The organism is Citricoccus parietis (assembly GCF_042433045.1).
Taxonomy (GTDB): Bacteria; Actinomycetota; Actinomycetes; order Actinomycetales; family Micrococcaceae; genus Citricoccus; species Citricoccus parietis.
On the sequence record NZ_JBHLWH010000043.1, the window covers coordinates 60,197 to 77,109 of the forward strand.

16 protein-coding genes are annotated in these 16,913 nt (G+C 67.7%); 13 read left to right on the forward strand and 3 right to left on the reverse strand.

Going from position 1 to position 16,913, the window contains the following annotated elements; genetic code table 11:
• Positions 1-30: 30 nt before the first annotated feature.
• The 7 genes from ACFFIO_RS15310 to ACFFIO_RS15340 all read left to right on the forward strand — a co-directional run bounded on the left by ACFFIO_RS15310 (position 31) and on the right by ACFFIO_RS15340 (position 7,575).
• Positions 31-1,047, forward strand: a complete 1,017-nt coding sequence (locus ACFFIO_RS15310) for a PhoH family protein (RefSeq protein ID WP_378043144.1) — start codon at positions 31-33, stop codon at positions 1,045-1,047.
• On the forward strand, positions 1,037-1,510 hold the full coding sequence (ybeY, locus tag ACFFIO_RS15315; protein WP_378043146.1) for an rRNA maturation RNase YbeY: 474 nt from the start codon (positions 1,037-1,039) through the stop codon (positions 1,508-1,510). Before ACFFIO_RS15310 ends, ybeY begins: the two co-directional genes overlap by 11 nt.
• On the forward strand, positions 1,510-2,883 hold the full coding sequence (locus tag ACFFIO_RS15320) for a hemolysin family protein (protein WP_378043148.1): 1,374 nt from the start codon (positions 1,510-1,512) through the stop codon (positions 2,881-2,883). The genes ybeY and ACFFIO_RS15320 overlap by 1 nt, the downstream gene beginning before the upstream one ends.
• Positions 2,880-3,845, forward strand: a complete 966-nt coding sequence (gene era, locus ACFFIO_RS15325; protein WP_378043149.1) for a GTPase Era — start codon at positions 2,880-2,882, stop codon at positions 3,843-3,845. Before ACFFIO_RS15320 ends, era begins: the two co-directional genes overlap by 4 nt.
• A gap of 270 nt (positions 3,846-4,115) precedes the next feature.
• A complete protein-coding gene (gene leuA, locus ACFFIO_RS15330; RefSeq protein ID WP_378043150.1) occupies positions 4,116-5,912 on the forward strand; it encodes a 2-isopropylmalate synthase in 1,797 nt (598 codons plus the stop codon).
• Positions 5,912-6,751 (forward strand): DNA repair protein RecO, encoded by an 840-nt coding sequence (recO, locus tag ACFFIO_RS15335; protein WP_378043152.1) that lies wholly within the window; start codon positions 5,912-5,914, stop codon positions 6,749-6,751. The genes leuA and recO overlap by 1 nt, the downstream gene beginning before the upstream one ends.
• A 17-nt stretch (positions 6,752-6,768) precedes the next feature.
• Positions 6,769-7,575, forward strand: coding sequence for an isoprenyl transferase (locus tag ACFFIO_RS15340; RefSeq protein WP_378043153.1), 807 nt, complete (start codon positions 6,769-6,771; stop codon positions 7,573-7,575).
• Here ACFFIO_RS15340 and ACFFIO_RS15345 read toward each other — a convergent pair.
• Positions 7,557-8,684, reverse strand: a complete 1,128-nt coding sequence (locus tag ACFFIO_RS15345; protein WP_378043155.1) for an alpha/beta hydrolase — start codon at positions 8,682-8,684, stop codon at positions 7,557-7,559. The genes ACFFIO_RS15340 and ACFFIO_RS15345 overlap by 19 nt on opposite strands.
• Before the next feature lie 65 nt (positions 8,685-8,749).
• On the opposite strand from ACFFIO_RS15345, the gene ACFFIO_RS15350 reads away from it, so the two are divergent.
• The gene (locus tag ACFFIO_RS15350; RefSeq protein WP_378043156.1) at positions 8,750-9,829 is read left to right on the forward strand and encodes a quinone-dependent dihydroorotate dehydrogenase; all 1,080 of its coding nucleotides are present in this window, start codon (positions 8,750-8,752) and stop codon (positions 9,827-9,829) included.
• 20 nt (positions 9,830-9,849) lie between these two features.
• Here ACFFIO_RS15350 and ACFFIO_RS15355 read toward each other — a convergent pair whose 3' ends face one another.
• The gene (locus ACFFIO_RS15355) at positions 9,850-10,443 is read right to left on the reverse strand and encodes a DUF3043 domain-containing protein (RefSeq protein WP_378043158.1); all 594 of its coding nucleotides are present in this window, start codon (positions 10,441-10,443) and stop codon (positions 9,850-9,852) included.
• A 75-nt stretch (positions 10,444-10,518) separates the two neighbouring features.
• Between ACFFIO_RS15355 and ACFFIO_RS15360 the strand changes: the two genes are divergently transcribed.
• The 5 genes from ACFFIO_RS15360 to ACFFIO_RS15380 all read left to right on the forward strand — a co-directional run bounded on the left by ACFFIO_RS15360 (position 10,519) and on the right by ACFFIO_RS15380 (position 15,772).
• Positions 10,519-11,946, forward strand: coding sequence for a dipeptidase (locus tag ACFFIO_RS15360; protein WP_378043159.1), 1,428 nt, complete (start codon positions 10,519-10,521; stop codon positions 11,944-11,946).
• A gap of 154 nt (positions 11,947-12,100) precedes the next feature.
• A complete protein-coding gene (locus ACFFIO_RS15365) occupies positions 12,101-12,493 on the forward strand; it encodes a HesB/IscA family protein (protein WP_201301153.1) in 393 nt (130 codons plus the stop codon).
• 221 nt (positions 12,494-12,714) lie between these two features.
• Positions 12,715-13,665, forward strand: a complete 951-nt coding sequence (gene ctaC, locus ACFFIO_RS15370) for an aa3-type cytochrome oxidase subunit II (protein WP_446681847.1) — start codon at positions 12,715-12,717, stop codon at positions 13,663-13,665.
• Positions 13,665-15,374 carry an aa3-type cytochrome oxidase subunit I gene (ctaD, locus tag ACFFIO_RS15375; RefSeq protein WP_378043161.1) on the forward strand — a complete coding sequence of 570 codons (1,710 nt, stop codon included), beginning with the start codon at positions 13,665-13,667 and terminating at the stop codon, positions 15,372-15,374. The genes ctaC and ctaD overlap by 1 nt, the downstream gene beginning before the upstream one ends.
• Positions 15,371-15,772, forward strand: coding sequence for a cytochrome c oxidase subunit 4 (locus ACFFIO_RS15380; protein ID WP_378043163.1), 402 nt, complete (start codon positions 15,371-15,373; stop codon positions 15,770-15,772). Before ctaD ends, ACFFIO_RS15380 begins: the two co-directional genes overlap by 4 nt.
• A 571-nt stretch (positions 15,773-16,343) precedes the next feature.
• Here the strand turns inward: ACFFIO_RS15380 and ACFFIO_RS15385 are convergent.
• Positions 16,344-16,748: a hypothetical protein gene (locus ACFFIO_RS15385; RefSeq protein WP_378043165.1), complete on the reverse strand. Its 405-nt coding sequence runs from the start codon at positions 16,746-16,748 to the stop codon at positions 16,344-16,346.
• Positions 16,749-16,913: the final 165 nt, after the last annotated feature.

Genomic DNA, 16,913 nt, shown 5'->3' on the forward strand with positions numbered 1-16,913 from the left:
AGTGCACCCGTCTCACTCTTTGCCCACCAGTTGTCCCACCAGCCAGGAGCTGAAGCACCTCCCTTGAGTCTTTCCACGGAACGTGACCACATCACCATCACCTTCGCCTCCGCGGAGACCATGGTGCGGACCTTCGGGCCGCAGGACCTGTTGCTGCGAATCCTCGACGGCCTCTATCCGGATCTGACCGTCTCCGTGCGCGGTGAGGACCTGGACGTGGAGGGCCCCGCACCGGACGTGCAGCAGGCGCGCCAGGTGATCGAGGACCTGCACGGCCTCGCCCGGCGCGGCACCTCGATCACTCCCGAGGTCATCGAACAGGTGACCAGCCTGGTGCGGGGTGGCTCCGGGGCCCAGGCCTCAGGACTGCTCTCCGCCTCGATCCTCTCCAGCCGGGGCCGCCAGATCCGGCCCAAGACGGCGAACCAGCAGCACTATGTGGAGAGCATCGACCAGAACACCATCACCTTCGGTCTCGGTCCCGCCGGCACCGGCAAGACCTACCTGGCCATGGCCAAGGCGGTCCAGGCGTTGCAGGCCAAGGAGGTCAACCGGATCATCCTCACCCGGCCGGCCGTCGAGGCGGGGGAGCGGTTGGGGTACCTGCCGGGCTCGCTCAGCGAGAAGATCGACCCGTACCTGCGGCCCCTCTACGATGCCCTGCATGACATGGTCGAACCCGAGTCCATCCCGCGGCTCATGGCGGACGGGACGATCGAGGTGGCGCCCCTGGCCTACATGCGCGGACGCACACTCAACGATGCGTTCATCATCCTCGACGAGGCCCAGAACACCACGGTCGAGCAGATGAAGATGTTCCTGACCCGTCTCGGCTTCGGCTCTCACATGGTCGTCACCGGCGACACCAGCCAGGTCGACCTCCCGCGGGGGACCCATTCGGGCCTGGCCCAGTCCGTCTCCATCCTGGAGGGCGTGCAGGACATCGCCGTCATTCGGCTGCAGTCCGCGGACGTGGTTCGCCACCGCCTCGTGAGCCGGATCGTGGACGCCTACGAGAACGCTGGGGGGAGCACCGATGGCCATTGAGATCGTCAACGAGTCCGGCGCTGAGGTTGACGAGGAGTCGCTGCTCGCCCTGTCCCGTTCCGTCCTGGAATCGCTGCACGTCCATCCGGGAGCGGAACTCTCCGTGGTGTGCGTGGACGAGGCCGCCATGGAACAGCTCCACCTGGAGTGGATGGACCTGCCGGACGCCACGGATGTCATGAGCTTCCCCATGGACGAGCTCCGCCCGGGCACCGCCGAGGACCCGGGCCCGGAGGGGCTGCTGGGCGACGTGGTCATCTGCCCGCAGGTCGCCGCCGTCCAGGCCGCCCGCGGCGGGCACTCCGCCGCGGACGAGGTCCTGCTGCTGCTGGTCCATGGCGTGCTCCACCTGCTCGGCTTCGACCATGAGGAGCCCGAGGAGAAGGACGAGATGTTCGCTCTCCAGCGCCAGCTGCTCAGCGACTTTCTCGGCCGCCCGGCCCCAGACCCCACCGAAGCCTGATGCTCACCTCCCTCATCCTGGCGGTCCTGCTGGCCGCATTGCTGTTCCTGTCCTGGATCCTCGGTGTCGCCGAGGCCTCGTTGGGATACCTGTCCCGCAAGGAGGCCGAGGGGATCGCGATGCGCCGCCCGCGCAGCCCGATCCTCACGGTCATGGCCCGGTTGCCGGAACACCTGCACGCCCTGCGGTTCTGGCGGCTGTTCGCCGAGACCACCGCCGCCGTGGCCGGCACCCTGTTCATCCACTCCCTCACCGGGACCATCTGGATCACCGCCCTGCTGTCCCTCCTGCTGATGGGGCTGGTCGCCCTGCTGCTGACCGTGCTCTCGCCGCGCCAGGTGGGGACCAAGCACGATGTCGCGGCCGCCCAGCGCACCGCGGGCCTCGTCCGCTTCCTCACCGCCCTGCTCGGCTCGCTGCCGGCCCGCGTGGCGGCACCCGGCCCGAGGTCGGAGGACGAGGAGGAGGAAGCCGCCGAGATCGAGGAGCGCCACTTCCGCGAGTTCGTCGCCCGGGCCAACGACGCCGACGTCCTGGAGGATGCGGAGGCCGAGCTCATCCGCTCCGTGTTCGACATGGGGGACACCCTGGTGCGCGCCGTGATGGTGCCGCGCACCGATGTCGTCAACGTCGAGACCGGGACCACCCTGGAAGACGCGATGAACCTGTTCCTGCGCTCCGGCTGCTCCCGCATCCCGCTCATTGGAGACAACGCGGACGAGGTCTTCGGCATGGTCTACCTCAAGGACGTGGCCCGGGCGCTACACCGTGGTCTGGGGGACGGCGCGGCGGATCCGGCCAGCCCCGTGGACGCCGTGGCCCGGGACGTGCGCTTCGTCCCCGAGTCGAAGCCGGTGTCCGTGCTGCTGCAGGAGCTCCAGCGCGAATCCACCCACATCGCGGTCGTGGTGGACGAGTACGGCGGCACCGCCGGCCTCGTGACGCTCGAGGACCTCATCGAGGAGATCGTCGGCGAGATCTCGGACGAGTACGACCGCCAGGACCGTCCCGAGGTCGAACCCCTCGAGGACGGCTCGTTCAGCGTGGACGCCCGCATGGGCATCGACGACTTCGCCGAGCTGTTCGGCATGGACCTGGACGACGAGGAGGACGTGGACACCGTCGGCGGACTGCTCGCCAAGACGCTGGGCCGCGTCCCCATCCAGGGCTCGCACGTGGCCGTCCAGGGCATCGAGCTGACAGCCGAGTCCCTGCAGGGCCGGCGCAACCGCGTCGCGCGCCTGGTGGTGCGAGAGACCCCGCGGGACGGTGGCCACGTCCGACGCCGGCCCGGCACCGACCTGCTGCCAGCCCACCTGACCGATCGCGACGCCGCCTCGGCATCCACCCCAGCCTCCCGGGAGACCCCATGACGACCCTGTTCGACCCCAGCAACGCCCCGGAGGACTTCCGCGCCGGATTCGTCTCTCTGGTGGGCCGGCCCAACGCCGGCAAGTCCACCCTGACCAACGCCTTGGTGGGGGAGAAGGTGGCCATCACCTCCTCCAAGCCGCAGACCACCCGGCACACCATCCGCGGGATCGTGCACCGCGAGGGCTTCCAGCTGGTCCTCGTGGACACCCCCGGACTGCACCGCCCCCGGACCCTGCTGGGTCAGCGGCTCAACGACCTCGTGACCCAAACCCTCGGCGAGGTGGACGCGGTCGGCTTCTGCATCCCGGCGGACGAGAAGATCGGCCCGGGCGACCGCTACATCGCCACTCAGCTGGCGCTGCTCAACCGCAAGCCCGTGGTCGCCCTGGTGACCAAGACGGACAAGGTGAAGCCGGACGCGATCGCCGCCCAGCTGCTCGCCGTCACCGCCCTCGGCGACGAGGTGCTCGGGCCGGAGAACCAGGGGACCGGCTTCGCCGCCGTCGTACCCGTCTCCGCGGTCCAGGACCACCAGGTGGAGGACGTGGCGAAGGTCCTGGCCGAACGGCTGCCGCTGTCCCCGCCGCTCTACCCGGATGGTGAACTCACGGACGAGCCCGAGCTGACCATGGTGGCCGAGCTCATCCGGGAGGCGGCCCTGGAGGGTGTGCGGGACGAGCTGCCGCACTCGGTGGCCGTGGTGGTCGACGAGATGAACCCGCGCGAAGGACGGCCCGCCGACCGTCCGCTGCTGGACATCCACGCCAACGTGTTCGTGGAGCGGGACAGCCAGAAGGCCATCATCATCGGCAAGGGCGGCTCCCGCCTCAAGGCCATCGGCTCCCAGGCGCGGGGCTCCATCGAGAAGCTCCTCGGGACCGCCGTGTACCTGGACCTCCGGGTGAAGGTGGCCAAGGAATGGCAGCGCGACCCCAAGCAGCTGGGCCGGCTCGGGTTTTGATCCCGTCGGTCCCGGCGGTGCTAGGCTGAAATCATGTTCGACCGACTGGACCTCACCGGGATCACCCCGGACACCGTTGAAGGGCTGCTACTACGCCGCCGCAACGGGGCTGAGCCGTCGGTCGTGGCGCCCGCCACGCTCTGACGCACTGGGGGCATCGCACCCTGGCCGGGCCGGAACCCCGTTGCGGAGGTAGCTCCACGGCCCTTCCACCAGCCAGACCCCTCCGGTGCACGCACCGGGTTTCACGAAAGGCAGGCGTCCAGCCCCATGCGCAACTTCCAGAAGTCCTCCGGGATGAAGTTCCAGAAGTACACCCCCTTCCAGGACCAGATCGAGGTCCATCTGCCGGACCGCACCTGGCCGGACCAGATCATCACCCAGGCACCCCGGTGGTGCGCGGTGGACCTGCGGGACGGCAACCAGGCCCTCATCGATCCCATGGGCCCGGACCGCAAGATGCGGATGTTCGAACTGCTCGTCTCCATGGGCTACAAGGAGATCGAGGTCGGCTTCCCCTCCGCCTCACAGACGGACTTCGACTTCGTGCGTCAGCTGATCACCGAGGACCGCATCCCCGAGGACGTCACCATCCAGGTTCTCACCCAGTCCCGTGAACACCTCATCGAGCGCACCTATCAGGCCCTCGAGGGCTGCCACCGGGCGATCGTGCACCTGTACAACTCCACCTCGGTGCTCCAGCGGCGCGTCGTGTTCCGCGAGGACATGGACGGCATCGTGGACATCGCCACCACCGGCGCCCGCCTGTGCCGCAAGTACGAGGAGCAGATGACAGGCACGGAGATCGTGTACGAGTACTCGCCGGAGTCCTTCACGGGCACCGAGCTGGAATTCGCCGCCCGCATCTCCAACGCGGTCGGTGAGATCCTCGAGGCCTCCACGGACCGCCAGATGATCCTCAACCTGCCCGCCACCGTGGAGATGGCCACCCCGAACGTCTACGCGGACTCCATCGAGTGGATGCACCGCAACCTGGAGAACCGCAGCGGCATCATCCTCTCGCTGCACCCCCACAATGACCGCGGCACGGGCGTGGCGGCTGCTGAACTGGGTTACATGGCCGGGGCGGACCGCATCGAGGGCTGCCTGTTCGGCAATGGGGAGCGCACGGGCAACGTGGACCTGGTGACCCTGGGCATGAACCTGTACAGCCAGGGGATCGACCCGATGATCGACTTCTCCAACATGGATGAGATCCGCCGCACCGTGGAGTACTGCAACCAGCTCCAGGTTGCTGAGCGCGTGCCCTACGGGGGAGACCTCGTCTTCACCGCCTTCTCCGGCTCCCACCAGGACGCCATCAAGAAGGGCTTCGAGTTCATGGACGCGGATGCAGCCGAGGCCGGCACCGACCGGGACGGCATTCCGTGGGGAGTCCCCTACCTGCCGATCGATCCGCAGGACATCGGCCGCTCCTACGAGGCCGTCATCCGGGTGAACTCGCAGTCCGGCAAGGGCGGCGTGGCCTACCTGCTCAAGAGTGAGCACAACCTCGACCTGCCGCGCCGCGCCCAGATCGAGTTCTCCCACGTCATCCAGAACATGGCCGACTCCCAGGGCGGGGAGGTCACCGGTGACCAGCTGTGGCAGGTGTTCCAGGACGAGTACCTGCCGGCCGAGTCCGAAGCTGACCACACCTCCCGCTGGGGCCGCTACCGTCTGGGCCTCGTCAGCTCGACGACGGAGGAGGACGGCAGCTTCACCATGACCGCCGAGGTAGAGGTGGACGGCGAGACGCGGGAACGCACCGTCACCGCCAATGGCCCGATCGCCGCCCTCGTGAAGATCTTCGGCGACGATGGCCTGGACATCCGGGTGCTGGACTACTCCGAGCACGCGCTGTCCGAGGGCGGATCGGCGATGGCCGCCGCCTACGTCGAGTGCGCCGTGGGGGATCGTGTGCTCTGGGGCGCCGGCCTGGACTACAACACCACTATGGCCTCGCTGAAGGCGGTCGTCTCCGCCGTCAACCGTGCCCTCCGGGACGATGAGGAACTCGCGCAGGCCGTGGCCGGTCCGGGGGCCGGGATGGACGCCAGGGCCTAGTGTCCGGTTCGGGTGGACGCTCGTCAGGGCGGGGCGGCGCAGGCTACGCGGCGAACAGCTACCGCACGCACGCCTTGGTTCTGCGCACCTACAAACTCGGTGAGGCCGATCGCATCATCGTGTTGCTGACCCCCGGCCACGGCCAGATCCGGGCCGTGGCCAAGGGGGTCCGGCGGACGACGTCCAAGTTCGGCGCCACCCTGGAACCCTTCATGCTCTCCCGGCTGCAACTCGTGCGCGGACGGAACCTGGACATCATCACCCAGGCCGAATCCGTCACGCCCTACGGGCAGTGGATCGCCCAGGACTATGACGCCTACTCTGCCGCCTCCGCCATGGTCGAGACCGCCGAGCGGCTGACCGTGAGCGACATCGGGGAGGTCGGCGAGCTCGGGGAGCGCGGGGAGCCGCCCCGGCCGGACGGGAGGGTGGAGGCGCCCAGCCAGTACCGGCTGCTCCACGGGGCACTGGCGGCCCTGGCCCGCGGCACCCATGCCCCGCGGCTGTTGCTGTACTCCTACCTACTGCGGTCCCTGGCCACCGCCGGATGGGCCGCCAGCTTCACCACCTGCTCCAGATGTGGAGCCCCCGGGCCCCACCGCTCCGTCAACGTCACCCTCGGCGGCAGCGTCTGCGACGATTGCCGCCCGCCCGGCTCGGCCACGCCGGCCCCGGCCACCGTGGAACTGCTCGCGGCCCTGCAGTCGGGCCGCTGGGAAGTCGCCGACGCCGCACCGGAGCAGGCGCACCGGGAGGCGGCCGGTATCGTGTCCGGGTACCTCCAGTTCCACCTGGAACGCCACCTGAAGTCCCTGTCCGTCATGGACCAGAGCCCCTGAACCCGAGGACCGAGCCCATGCCCTCCCGCCCCTCTGCCCGCCGGCCTGCCCTCGCCGAACCGTATCCGCACCCGTCGGGAGCCCGGCCGCCGCAGATGGATCCGCGGTTCATCCCGCGCCACGTGGCCATCGTCATGGACGGCAACGGGCGGTGGGCCAATCAGCGCGGACTGCCCCGCACCGAGGGTCACCGGGCCGGCGAGGCCGCACTGCTGGACGTGATGGCCGGTGCCGTGCAGCTGGGTATCGAACACGTCTCCGTCTACGCGTTCTCCACCGAGAATTGGAAGCGGTCTCCGGACGAGGTCCGCTTCCTCATGGGCTTCTCCCGGGACGTGCTGCGCCGCCAGCGGGACACCCTGGATTCGTGGGGCGTGCGGATCCGCTGGAACGGCCGCCGCCCCCGGTTGTGGACCTCAGTGGTCAAGGAGTTGGAGGTCGCGGAGGAGCAGACCCGCGGCAACACCCGGTGCAACCTGACCATGTGCGTGAACTACGGGTCCCGCGCCGAGATCACTGATGCCGTCAAGGCCGTCGCCCGCGAGGTGGAGGCGGGCCGGCTGACGTCCTCCGGGATCCGCGAGGAGACGATCGCCCGGCACCTGGACGAGCCCGACGTTCCGGACGTGGACCTGTTCCTGCGCACCTCCGGGGAGCAGCGACTGTCCAACTTCCTGCTCTGGCAGTCGGCGTACGCCGAACTCGTCTTCCTGGACACGCTGTGGCCGGACGTCGACCGCACGACCCTGTGGGACGCCGTCGAGGTCTATGCCCGCCGCGACCGCCGGTACGGGGGAGCGGTGGATCAGGCAGGGCCGGCGTAGGCCCCCAGCCAGCGGAACATCTCGCGAACGGCGTCACGCCGGATGGCCTGTGGCGAGGCCATCACGTCATGCAGGGCACCGGCGTGCCGGACGACCGTGACATGCCGACCGAGCCGGGTGGCACGCTGGGCCAGGATCTCCACGTCCAGCACGATGTCCGCCGCCGTCATGTCCTGGCGCCACCCGGCTGAGAAGACCGTGCGGTCCGAGAGCATCACGTAGACCGGCTCCGTCAGGCCGAGCCCCTCGGCGACGGCGGCGTGGCCCGTCATCACCGCCTTGAGCCAGCCGCCGGGCACCTCGAAGGCGTACTGCGGACGCCACAAGGGGTGCAGGTCCCAATCGCCGTCGGCGGCGGAGGACACCGTGCGCCAGTAGTGGTCCACCCGGGGAAGCTTGAGGAAGTTCTTCGGCTGCAGCCGCACCACCGGGTCCAGGACGGCCGTGGCCATGTGACGGACCAGCGCTGAGCCCTGCATCTCCAGCCACGGGCTGTTCAGCACGAGCGCCCGCGCCCGGCCGGGATGCCGGGACGCCCACAGGGAGAGGATGAGCCCTCCGGTGGAATGGCCCATCAGCACGGGGGCCTGTTGGTGTTCGCGGCCAATGGTCCGCAGCGCCTGGCCGATCTCGTCGTCGTACACCTCGAGGCTGTCCGCCCACCCCGGCGTCTGCCCCGGACGCAGCGAACGGCCGTACTTGCGCAGGTCCAGCGCGTAGAAGGCGTAGCCGCGCTCCTCAAAGTGGCCCGCGAGCGGTGCGTTGTAGAAGTAGTCCGACCAGCCGTGAACGTACAACACCGGAATGCGCGACGCCGGCCGGGCACCGATCGCGTCCGGCTCGCCTGGGGTGTCGCCCGTCTCGACCGAGGCGTCACCCGCCGGCGCGCGGACCGGGGTGCGGGCCGGAGTGGAGGCAGGGGGGCGAGCCGTACGGACCAAGGTCGCCGCGTTGGGGCCCTCCTCGTCCACCTCGAGGGGAATCGTCAGCCGCTCGAAGCCCTCCAGCAGATCTGGCACCCACATGCCGGGCGGGGAATCCGTCAGGAGCGTGGCCTCCGCGGAGGGGGAGAAGGGGGTGTCCCCGGACGGCTGGTCGGTGGCGCTCATATGAACGCCATGCTAGGGCCGAAACGTGGGCCGAACCAGTACCGGAATCGTGGTTCCATAAGTGCATGACTGCTCTGCCGCGCGAGGCCCGCCTCTATCCCGCCTTCTTCAACACGTTCTTCAAGGGCATGGACGCCGAGAAGGCGCATCACGTGGGCTTCTCGATGATCCGGGCGGCGGAGTCCACCGGTGCCTCAGTGGCCCTGCGCCGGGCCACTCGGCCGGCGAAGACGCTGACGACCCGGGTGATGGGCCTGGACTTCCCCTCGCCGTTCGGGCTCGCGGCCGGCTTCGACAAGCAGGGCCTGGGCACGGCGGCCCTGGCAGACCTCGGCTTCGGCCATATCGAGGTCGGCACCATCACCGGTGAGGCACAACCGGGCAACCCCGCTCCACGGCTGTTCCGCCTGGTCGAGGACAAGGCGCTGATCAACCGGATGGGTTTCAACAACGATGGCGCCCGCGCGGTGGCTCCGCGGCTCAAGGCCACCCGGCAGACGCTGACCCGGCGCTTCGGCCGGCGTCGGCCGGTGCTCGGGGTGAACATCGGCAAGACCAAGACGGTCGCCCTCGAGGAGGCGACGCAGGACTACCTGGCCTCCACGGCCGCCCTGGCCGTCCACGCCGACTATCTCGTGGTCAACGTGTCCTCACCCAACACACCCGGATTGCGTCAGCTGCAGGACATCGAGGCTCTGGCACCCCTGCTGGCCGCGGTGCGCCAGGAGGCGGATCGGACCACGGGCCGTCACGTGCCGCTGGCCGTGAAGATCGCCCCGGACCTGGCCGACGAGGACGTGGACTCCGTGGCCGCGATGGCCGTGGAATTGGGCTTGGACGGGGTCATCGCCACGAACACGACGATTGCCCGGGACGGGCTGGCCACACCCGCTGCCGAGGTCGAGACCATGGGGGCCGGCGGCCTGTCGGGGGCACCGCTGAAGGAACGGTCGCTGGAGGTGCTGACCAGACTGCGCGGCGCGCTGCCGGAATCAGTGGCCCTGATCTCTGTGGGCGGGGTCACCACCGGTGCGGATGTCCGTGAGCGGCTCGAGCTGGGGGCGGATCTGGTGCAGGGCTACACCGCGTTCCTCTACGAGGGACCGTTCTGGGCTGCCCGGATCAACCGCGAGCTGGCGCGGTAGTTGCGGCCAGCTGGCGTGGGTCAGTCGGGGAAGTGACCGCGCTTGGTCTGCGGCTTGGGCAGACGCAGCTTGCGCAGCTGCATGGCCCGCATGACGCCGTACCAGCGCACGCCGCGCTCGACGTCCCCGAACTTCTCCGCCAGACGTTTCTTCAGCTGGAAGGAGATGAGGACGCCCTCCAGCACCACCAGCAGCACGATGGCCCAAAGGGAGAAGGTCAGCCAGATCTGCAGGTCGGACTGGGGCAGGAACGCCAGGAAGACGTAGACCAGCACGATCACCATGAGCCATTCGCCCACACCAGTGCGGGCGTCCACCCAGTCACGGGCATAGCGCTTCTGCGGGCCGCGGTCGCGCAACGGCATGTTGCGCTCATCGCCGGTCTCCATGGCCACGCGCATCTTCTGACGCTCGACCATCTCCGCATCGCGAGCGGCCTTGCGGGCCGCCTTGCGATCTTCCGGCACCAGCGGACGGCGGCGGGCGGCCTCCCGCTCCGCGCGCGTCGGCGTCGGCCCCTTCTTGGCCTGATGGCGCGCGGCCGTCTGCTCGGGGGTCTCGATCACGGGCGCCGACTCAGGGGCGGGGGTCTCGGTCTTCTTGCGTCCAAACACCCATCCATTCTAGGCGGAGCCGGAGCCTCCGGGAGTCAACGCTGTGACCGCTGTCATCTCGCTAGGCTGGGCCTTATGCCTGAGACGCCCCAGACCCCGCCCGCCCTCCCCCTTGATACCGAGACGATCGCGCGGATCGCCGCTGCCGTGGAGGAGCGGTTGCCGCAGACGGTGGCCACGCTCAAGGAGCTCGTGGCCATCCCCGGCATCGCCTGGGACTCCTTCGACCGCGCTTCCCTCGAGCGTTCCGCCCAAGCCGTCGCCGAACTCATCCGGTCGCTGGGGCTGGAGGACGTGGAGATCCTGACGGAGGCGCTGGTGGAGGCGGACGGCACGGAACGCCCGGGGGGACCGGCCGTCGTCGCGCGCCGTCCGGCGCAGCCGGGAAAGCCGACCGTGCTGCTCTACGCGCACCACGATGTCCAGCCGGTGGGGGAGCTGGCGCTCTGGGAGACCGAGCCGTTCACCGCCGTGGAGAAGGACGGCCGGCTTTACGGCCGCGGAGCAGCGGATGACAAGGCCGGGATCATGGTGCACCTCGCCGCCCTGCAGGCCATGCTCGACGCCGGCGCCGACTCGGGCGTGGGCGTCACCTTCTTCATCGAGGGGGAGGAGGAAGCCGGCTCTCCGACCTTCCGGACCTTCCTCGAGCGACACCGTGAGAAGCTGGCGGCCGACGTCATCGTGGTCGCTGACTCCGCCAACTGGAGGGTCGGTGTCCCGGCCCTGACCACCTCGTTGCGGGGGCTCGTGGACGGCACCATCGGCGTCCGGGTCCTGGACCACGCCGTCCACTCCGGCATGTTCGGGGGCCCGGTGCTCGACGCCCCGACCTTGCTGGCGCGCCTGATCGCGACCCTGCATGACGAGGAGGGGAATGTGGCCATCGCCGGCCTCGAGCAGCAGCACCACTCCTCGATCGAGTACCCGGAGGCGGACTACCGCGCCGACTCCTCCGTGCTGGACTCCGTGCGGCTGGCCGGCACGGGGCCCTTGGCCGACCGCCTGTGGAACAAACCGGCTCTGAGCATCATCGGCACGGACGTGACCCGGCTCGACGTCGCGTCCAACACCCTGCAGCCCGAGGCACGCGCGAAGTTCAGCCTGCGCCTGGGCCCGGGCATGGATCCGGCCACGGCGATAGCCGCCGTGCGTGCCCACGTGAAGTCGGTTCGGTCCACCGCGCTGTTGGGCGCGGAGGTCATCTTCGAACCGGGGGAGTCCGGGCAGCCCTTCGCCACGGATACCTCCGCTCCCGCCGCCCGGACGATGATGGCGGCCCTCCGAGAGGCCTTCGGAGCCGAGCCGGTCGAGGCGGGCATGGGTGGGTCCATTCCGTTCACCGCCGACCTGGTGGAGATGTTCCCGGAGGCGACCCTGCTGATCACCGGCGTCGAGGACCCGGACTCCCGGGCCCACTCGGCCAATGAGTCCCTGCATCTGGGCGACTTCCGACACGCCGTGTTGGCGGAGGCCCTGCTGTTGGCCGCCGTCGGTCACTGACCTAGACTCGACAGATACCGAAGGTCTCGATCCGGTCGTCGGGAATGAACCGTCCGGACCGGGTGTTGGGACCGGGGAAAGTGGCCTCCGGGCCGCCCCACCGATCGGCCCGCCGCCGAGCCGGGGGAGCACGCACGCAGACGAAGGAGCGAGCATGAGCGTTTCCGCAGAATCCACCGAGACCGAGATCCCGACTGCCCAGCCGGCAGAAGGCCTGGACGCCCACGAGGTCCAGCTGAGTGATGTGGCCGCCGCCAAGGTGCGCACCCTGCTGGAGCAGGAGGGGCGCACCGATCTCCGCCTGCGCGTCGCCGTGCAGCCGGGCGGTTGCTCCGGACTGATCTACCAGCTCTACTTCGATGAGCGCGTGTTGGACGGCGACGCGTTGCGGGACTTCGACGGCGTCGAGGTCATCGTGGACAAGATGAGCGTCCCCTACCTCAGCGGCGCCTCGATCGATTTCGAGGACACCATCTCCAAGCAGGGATTCACCATCGACAACCCGAACGCTGGCGGCTCCTGTGCCTGCGGTGATTCCTTCCACTAGGTCTTCAGTACCACGCGACGTCGGGCGTCCGAGCCAGGAATTGGTTCGGATGCCCGACGTTTTTGCGTGTCATAGGGCAGACGACCAGGGCGGTAAGCTCTACAGTAGGTAGTAAACCTAGGGGTCCCCCTGTGGCATTTTCGTTCCAGCGCAGACATTGTCTGGAGGGAGCGCGGCCACGGGAGGCATTCGCACTCGAGATTGAAGAGGAAGGGCCGTCTGTGAGATCGCAGAATCAAGCCGGCAGCCGTGGCAGGCGTCTCCTGAAGGGGGGAGCGCTTGCCGTCATGGCAGCCATGGTCCTGTCCGGTTGTTCGGAGCAGGTTCAACGAGGATTCCTGCCCGGCACACGGGAGACCACCAACCAGTCCGCCCAGATCACCGATTTGTGGGTCAACTCCTGGATCGCAGCCCTGATCGTGGGCCTGGCGGCCTGGGGCATGATGCTGTGGTGCATGGTCGCCTACCGTCGGCGGAAGCATGACAAGGGCTACCCGCGTCAGATGGCGTACAACGTCCCGATGGAGACACTGTTCACCGTCGTGCCGGTCATCATGGTGCTGACCCTGTGGGGTTTCACTGACCGCGTCCAACGTGAGATCGACACCCCCGTGGAGGACTCCCCGCTGACCGTCGAGGTCTACGGCAAGCAGTGGGCCTGGGACTTCAACTACAGCTACGAGGGCGAAGAGAAGCACTACCAGGGCGTCCAGGCGCAGCTCGACGGCACCGAGGGTGTCGAAGAGACCCTGCCGACCCTGTACCTGCCGGTCGATGTTCCGGTCGAGTTCGAGCTGAAGTCGCGCGACGTCATCCACTCGTTCTGGGTTCCTGCATTCCTGCGCAAGCTGGACATGGTCCCCGGTAAGTCGAACTTCATGTACCTGACGCCGACCGAGGAAGGCACCTTCCAGGGCAAGTGTGCGGAGCTCTGCGGTGAGTACCACTCGGAGATGCTCTTCAACGTCGAGGTCGTCTCCGAACAGGAGTTCACCTCGCAGCTGTCCCAGATGGAAGACGGCCACGTGGGTGACGAGTACAACCGCAACCCGAATGAGCACCCGGATGGTGCCCAGAACCAGGAAGTGCCCCTTCAGGGTGACGGAACCACCCGCGAGGACGCCGGCGGCCCGACCGGTGGCGAAGACTCGACGCTCGAGGGAGAGAACTGATGACCACTTACGAATACGCCACGGATGACGCGGCTGCGGCTCAGCCGCGGGTGGTGCCCGAGTCCAAGGGCAAGGTCATCGTCAACTGGATCACCAGTACCGACCACAAGACCATCGGGTACATGTACCTGATCACCTCGTTCATGTTCTTCTGCATCGGCGGCGTCATGGCGCTGCTGATCCGTGCCGAGCTCTTCGAACCGGGCATGCAGCTGCTGCAGACCAAGGAGCAGTACAACCAGCTGTTCACCATGCACGGCACGATCATGCTGCTGATGTTCGCCACCCCGCTGTTCATCGGCTTCGCCAACGTCATCATGCCGCTGCAGATCGGTGCACCGGATGTGTCGTTCCCGCGTCTGAACGCCCTGGCGTTCTGGTTCTTCCTGTTCGGCTCCATCATCGCCGTGGCCGGCTTCCTCACCCCGCAGGGTGCCGCGTCCTTCGGTTGGTTCGCCTATGCGCCACTGTCCAATACCACCTATTCGCCGGGGGTGGGCGGCGACCTCTGGGTCTTCGGCCTCTTCCTGCAGGGCTTCGGTACGATCATGGGGGGCGTCAACTTCATCACCACCATCCTGACGATGCGCGCCCCGGGCATGACGATGTGGCGTATGCCGATCTTCACCTGGAACACCCTGATCACCGCCATTCTCGTGATCATGGCCTTCCCCCCGCTGGCTTCGGCACTGGGTGCGTTGGGCATGGACCGTCGTTTCGGTGGCCACATCTTCGATCCGGAGAATGGCGGCGCCATCCTGTGGCAGCACCTCTTCTGGTTCTTCGGGCACCCCGAGGTCTACATCATCGCGCTGCCGTTCTTCGGCATCGTCTCGGAGATCATCCCGGTCTTCAGCCGCAAGCCGATCTTCGGCTACAAGACCCTGGTCTTCGCGACCACGGCCATTGCCGCACTGTCCGTGACCGTGTGGGCACACCACATGTATGTCACCGGCTCCGTGCTGCTGCCGTTCTTCTCGCTGATGACCATGCTGATCGCCGTCCCGACGGGCGTGAAGTTCGTCAACTGGATCGGCACCATGTGGCGAGGTTCGATCACCTTCGAGAATCCGATGCTCTGGAGCCTCGGCTTCATGGTCACCTTCCTGTTCGGTGGCCTGACCGGTGTCATCCTGGCCTCGCCGCCGCTGGACTTCCACGTCTCCGACACCTACTTCGTGGTGGCACACTTCCACTACGTCGTCTTCGGCACCGTGGTGTTCGCCATGTTCGCGGGCTTCTTCTTCTGGTGGCCCAAGTTCACCGGCAAGATGCTCAACGAGCGCCTGGGCAAGATCCAGTTCTGGATGCTGTTCATCGGCTTCCACGGCACCTTCCTCATCCAACACTGGCTGGGTGTGATGGGCATGCCGCGCCGCTACGCTGACTACATGGTCGAGGACGGCTTCACCATGATGAACCAGTTCTCCACGATCTTCTCCTTCGTCCTTGGCGCCTCGCTGATCCCGTTCTTCTGGAACGTGTACATCACAGCGCGCAAGGGCAAGAAGATCACTGTGGACGATCCCTGGGGCTTCGGTGGCTCCCTGGAGTGGGCGACGTCCTGCCCGCCCCCGCGCCACAACTTCCACTCCTTGCCGCGAATCCGTTCGGAGCGTCCGGCACTGGACCTGCACCACCCCGAACTGTTGCCGACGTCCCCGCAGCATGAGCCCGAGGTCTTCGGAGAAAAGGCGGCTGCCAAGTGAGAACCAACGTCAAGCTGTTCACGATCCTCGGTGTCTTCCTGATCGTCGTGGCCACGGTCTACGGCTTCTGGGTCCAGTGGACCGAGTGGGCCGGCATCCCTGCCCTCTACGCCGTGGCTGGCCTCTCCCTGATGGTCGCCGTCTTCCTCTGGCTCACTGAGCGCAAGTTCGGCCAGGGTCCGGATGACGACGAGCACGGAGAGATCTCGCAGTACGCCGGTACCTACGGCAGCTTCGCTCCGTGGAGCTGGTGGCCGCTGGGCCTCGGCCTGGCGTGCGCTGCACTGGTGCTCGGGATCGCCATCGATGCGTGGATCTCCTTCATCGGCGTCGGTGTGGGTATCTACTTCCTGGTCGGCTGGGTCTTCGAGTACTCGAAGGGCGATCACGCCCACTGATCCAATCGGATCCGCAGGAGCGGCAGTAGCAACGGCTGAGGCCGGGAGACCCGTTGTGGGTCTCCCGGCCTCAGCCGTTTCGCCGTTTCCGGATGTCCGAGAGGACAAGAACGGTTCGGGGTGGGGGTGCCCCTATGGTTTTCGCCAAGCGGCCTGAGCCACTAGTGACGGTTGTTGAGGCCCGGGGTGGTCTTGGTAGCGGGTGCCGTCCCTGAACGTTGCGAGCAGTACGTCGGTCGGTCGGCCAGGGCGGTGATCGTCTATCCTTCAGGACCGGCCTGCAAAGGTGGCCACGGCGTGGGGAACATGTGCCGACTGCTACCGACCGCGCCCGCTGATGCGTACACCTACGCAGCAGGGTGGTGGTGACTCTGCTGGATGACGAAGCATTTCGGACGGGGGGACTCGGCGGTGGCTCCCGTCACCGCGGCCGCTGACTCTCAACGGCAATATCGGGTGGCTCCCGAGACTCCGAATACTCAGCTTTTGCCCTGGGCCCGTTTCCGGCCGCAGTAGGTCATCGACGACCCGTGGGGCACCGAGGTGAAGGCGGAGAGGAACAAAGCGGGCTTCAGGTGCTTGCTCCCACCACGGGGGCCTGGTTGCCGCGGATCGAGATCCTGGATCGACGTGTGACAGTTGCCATCCCTGCGTAGGACGCCAGATGCCCGGTGTTGGTGAAGTCATTGCCCACGAGCTCGGTGAGGATCCTCGAGGCGGTCCTGACCCTGGCCCCGGCCTTCGAGGACAGGATCGGGGACAGAGGGTCGCCTCCATCAGGGCGCTGACCTGCTACGACACCGCGGCCCGTCGAGCCGTCTGCGCGATCCGCTGTCCGGCGAGGAATCGGGATCACCGTGGTGGCGGCTTCGGTGCCGGCTATGATCACCGTCTGTTGCTCCAAGGCGGTAGGGGTCACCTCGGTCAACGACTCGGCCAGTCTGGGGGGTGCTTGCACGGCCGTGTCAATGGCCATGACGTTCCTTCCCGGTCCCCGTCAGGGCGTGGTGGTCTGACTTGCTGACGGTCCAGGCGGACGAACGGAGTACTGGGGGCCACCAGAGTCCTTCCAGGCCGTCCCAGGGGCAATGCCGGTCGATCCGTCCGCTGGTGGTGGGAAGTACCCAGGGCGGCTCCTACA

Excerpts from the sequence above, each read along its gene's own strand:
- ACFFIO_RS15385 (WP_378043165.1), bottom strand. The coding sequence starts at position 16,748 with ATGGCCATTGACACGGCCGTGCAAGCACCCCCCAGACTGGCCGAGTCG.
- leuA (WP_378043150.1), top strand. The coding sequence starts at position 4,116 with ATGCGCAACTTCCAGAAGTCCTCCGGGATGAAGTTCCAGAAGTACACC.
- ybeY (WP_378043146.1), top strand. The coding sequence starts at position 1,037 with ATGGCCATTGAGATCGTCAACGAGTCCGGCGCTGAGGTTGACGAGGAG.
- ctaD (WP_378043161.1), top strand. The coding sequence starts at position 13,665 with ATGACCACTTACGAATACGCCACGGATGACGCGGCTGCGGCTCAGCCG.
- era (WP_378043149.1), top strand. The coding sequence starts at position 2,880 with ATGACGACCCTGTTCGACCCCAGCAACGCCCCGGAGGACTTCCGCGCC.
- ACFFIO_RS15320 (WP_378043148.1), top strand. The coding sequence starts at position 1,510 with ATGCTCACCTCCCTCATCCTGGCGGTCCTGCTGGCCGCATTGCTGTTC.
- ACFFIO_RS15365 (WP_201301153.1), top strand. The coding sequence starts at position 12,101 with ATGAGCGTTTCCGCAGAATCCACCGAGACCGAGATCCCGACTGCCCAG.
- ACFFIO_RS15345 (WP_378043155.1), bottom strand. The coding sequence starts at position 8,684 with ATGAGCGCCACCGACCAGCCGTCCGGGGACACCCCCTTCTCCCCCTCC.
- ACFFIO_RS15360 (WP_378043159.1), top strand. The coding sequence starts at position 10,519 with ATGCCTGAGACGCCCCAGACCCCGCCCGCCCTCCCCCTTGATACCGAG.
- ACFFIO_RS15340 (WP_378043153.1), top strand. The coding sequence starts at position 6,769 with ATGCCCTCCCGCCCCTCTGCCCGCCGGCCTGCCCTCGCCGAACCGTAT.
- ACFFIO_RS15350 (WP_378043156.1), top strand. The coding sequence starts at position 8,750 with ATGACTGCTCTGCCGCGCGAGGCCCGCCTCTATCCCGCCTTCTTCAAC.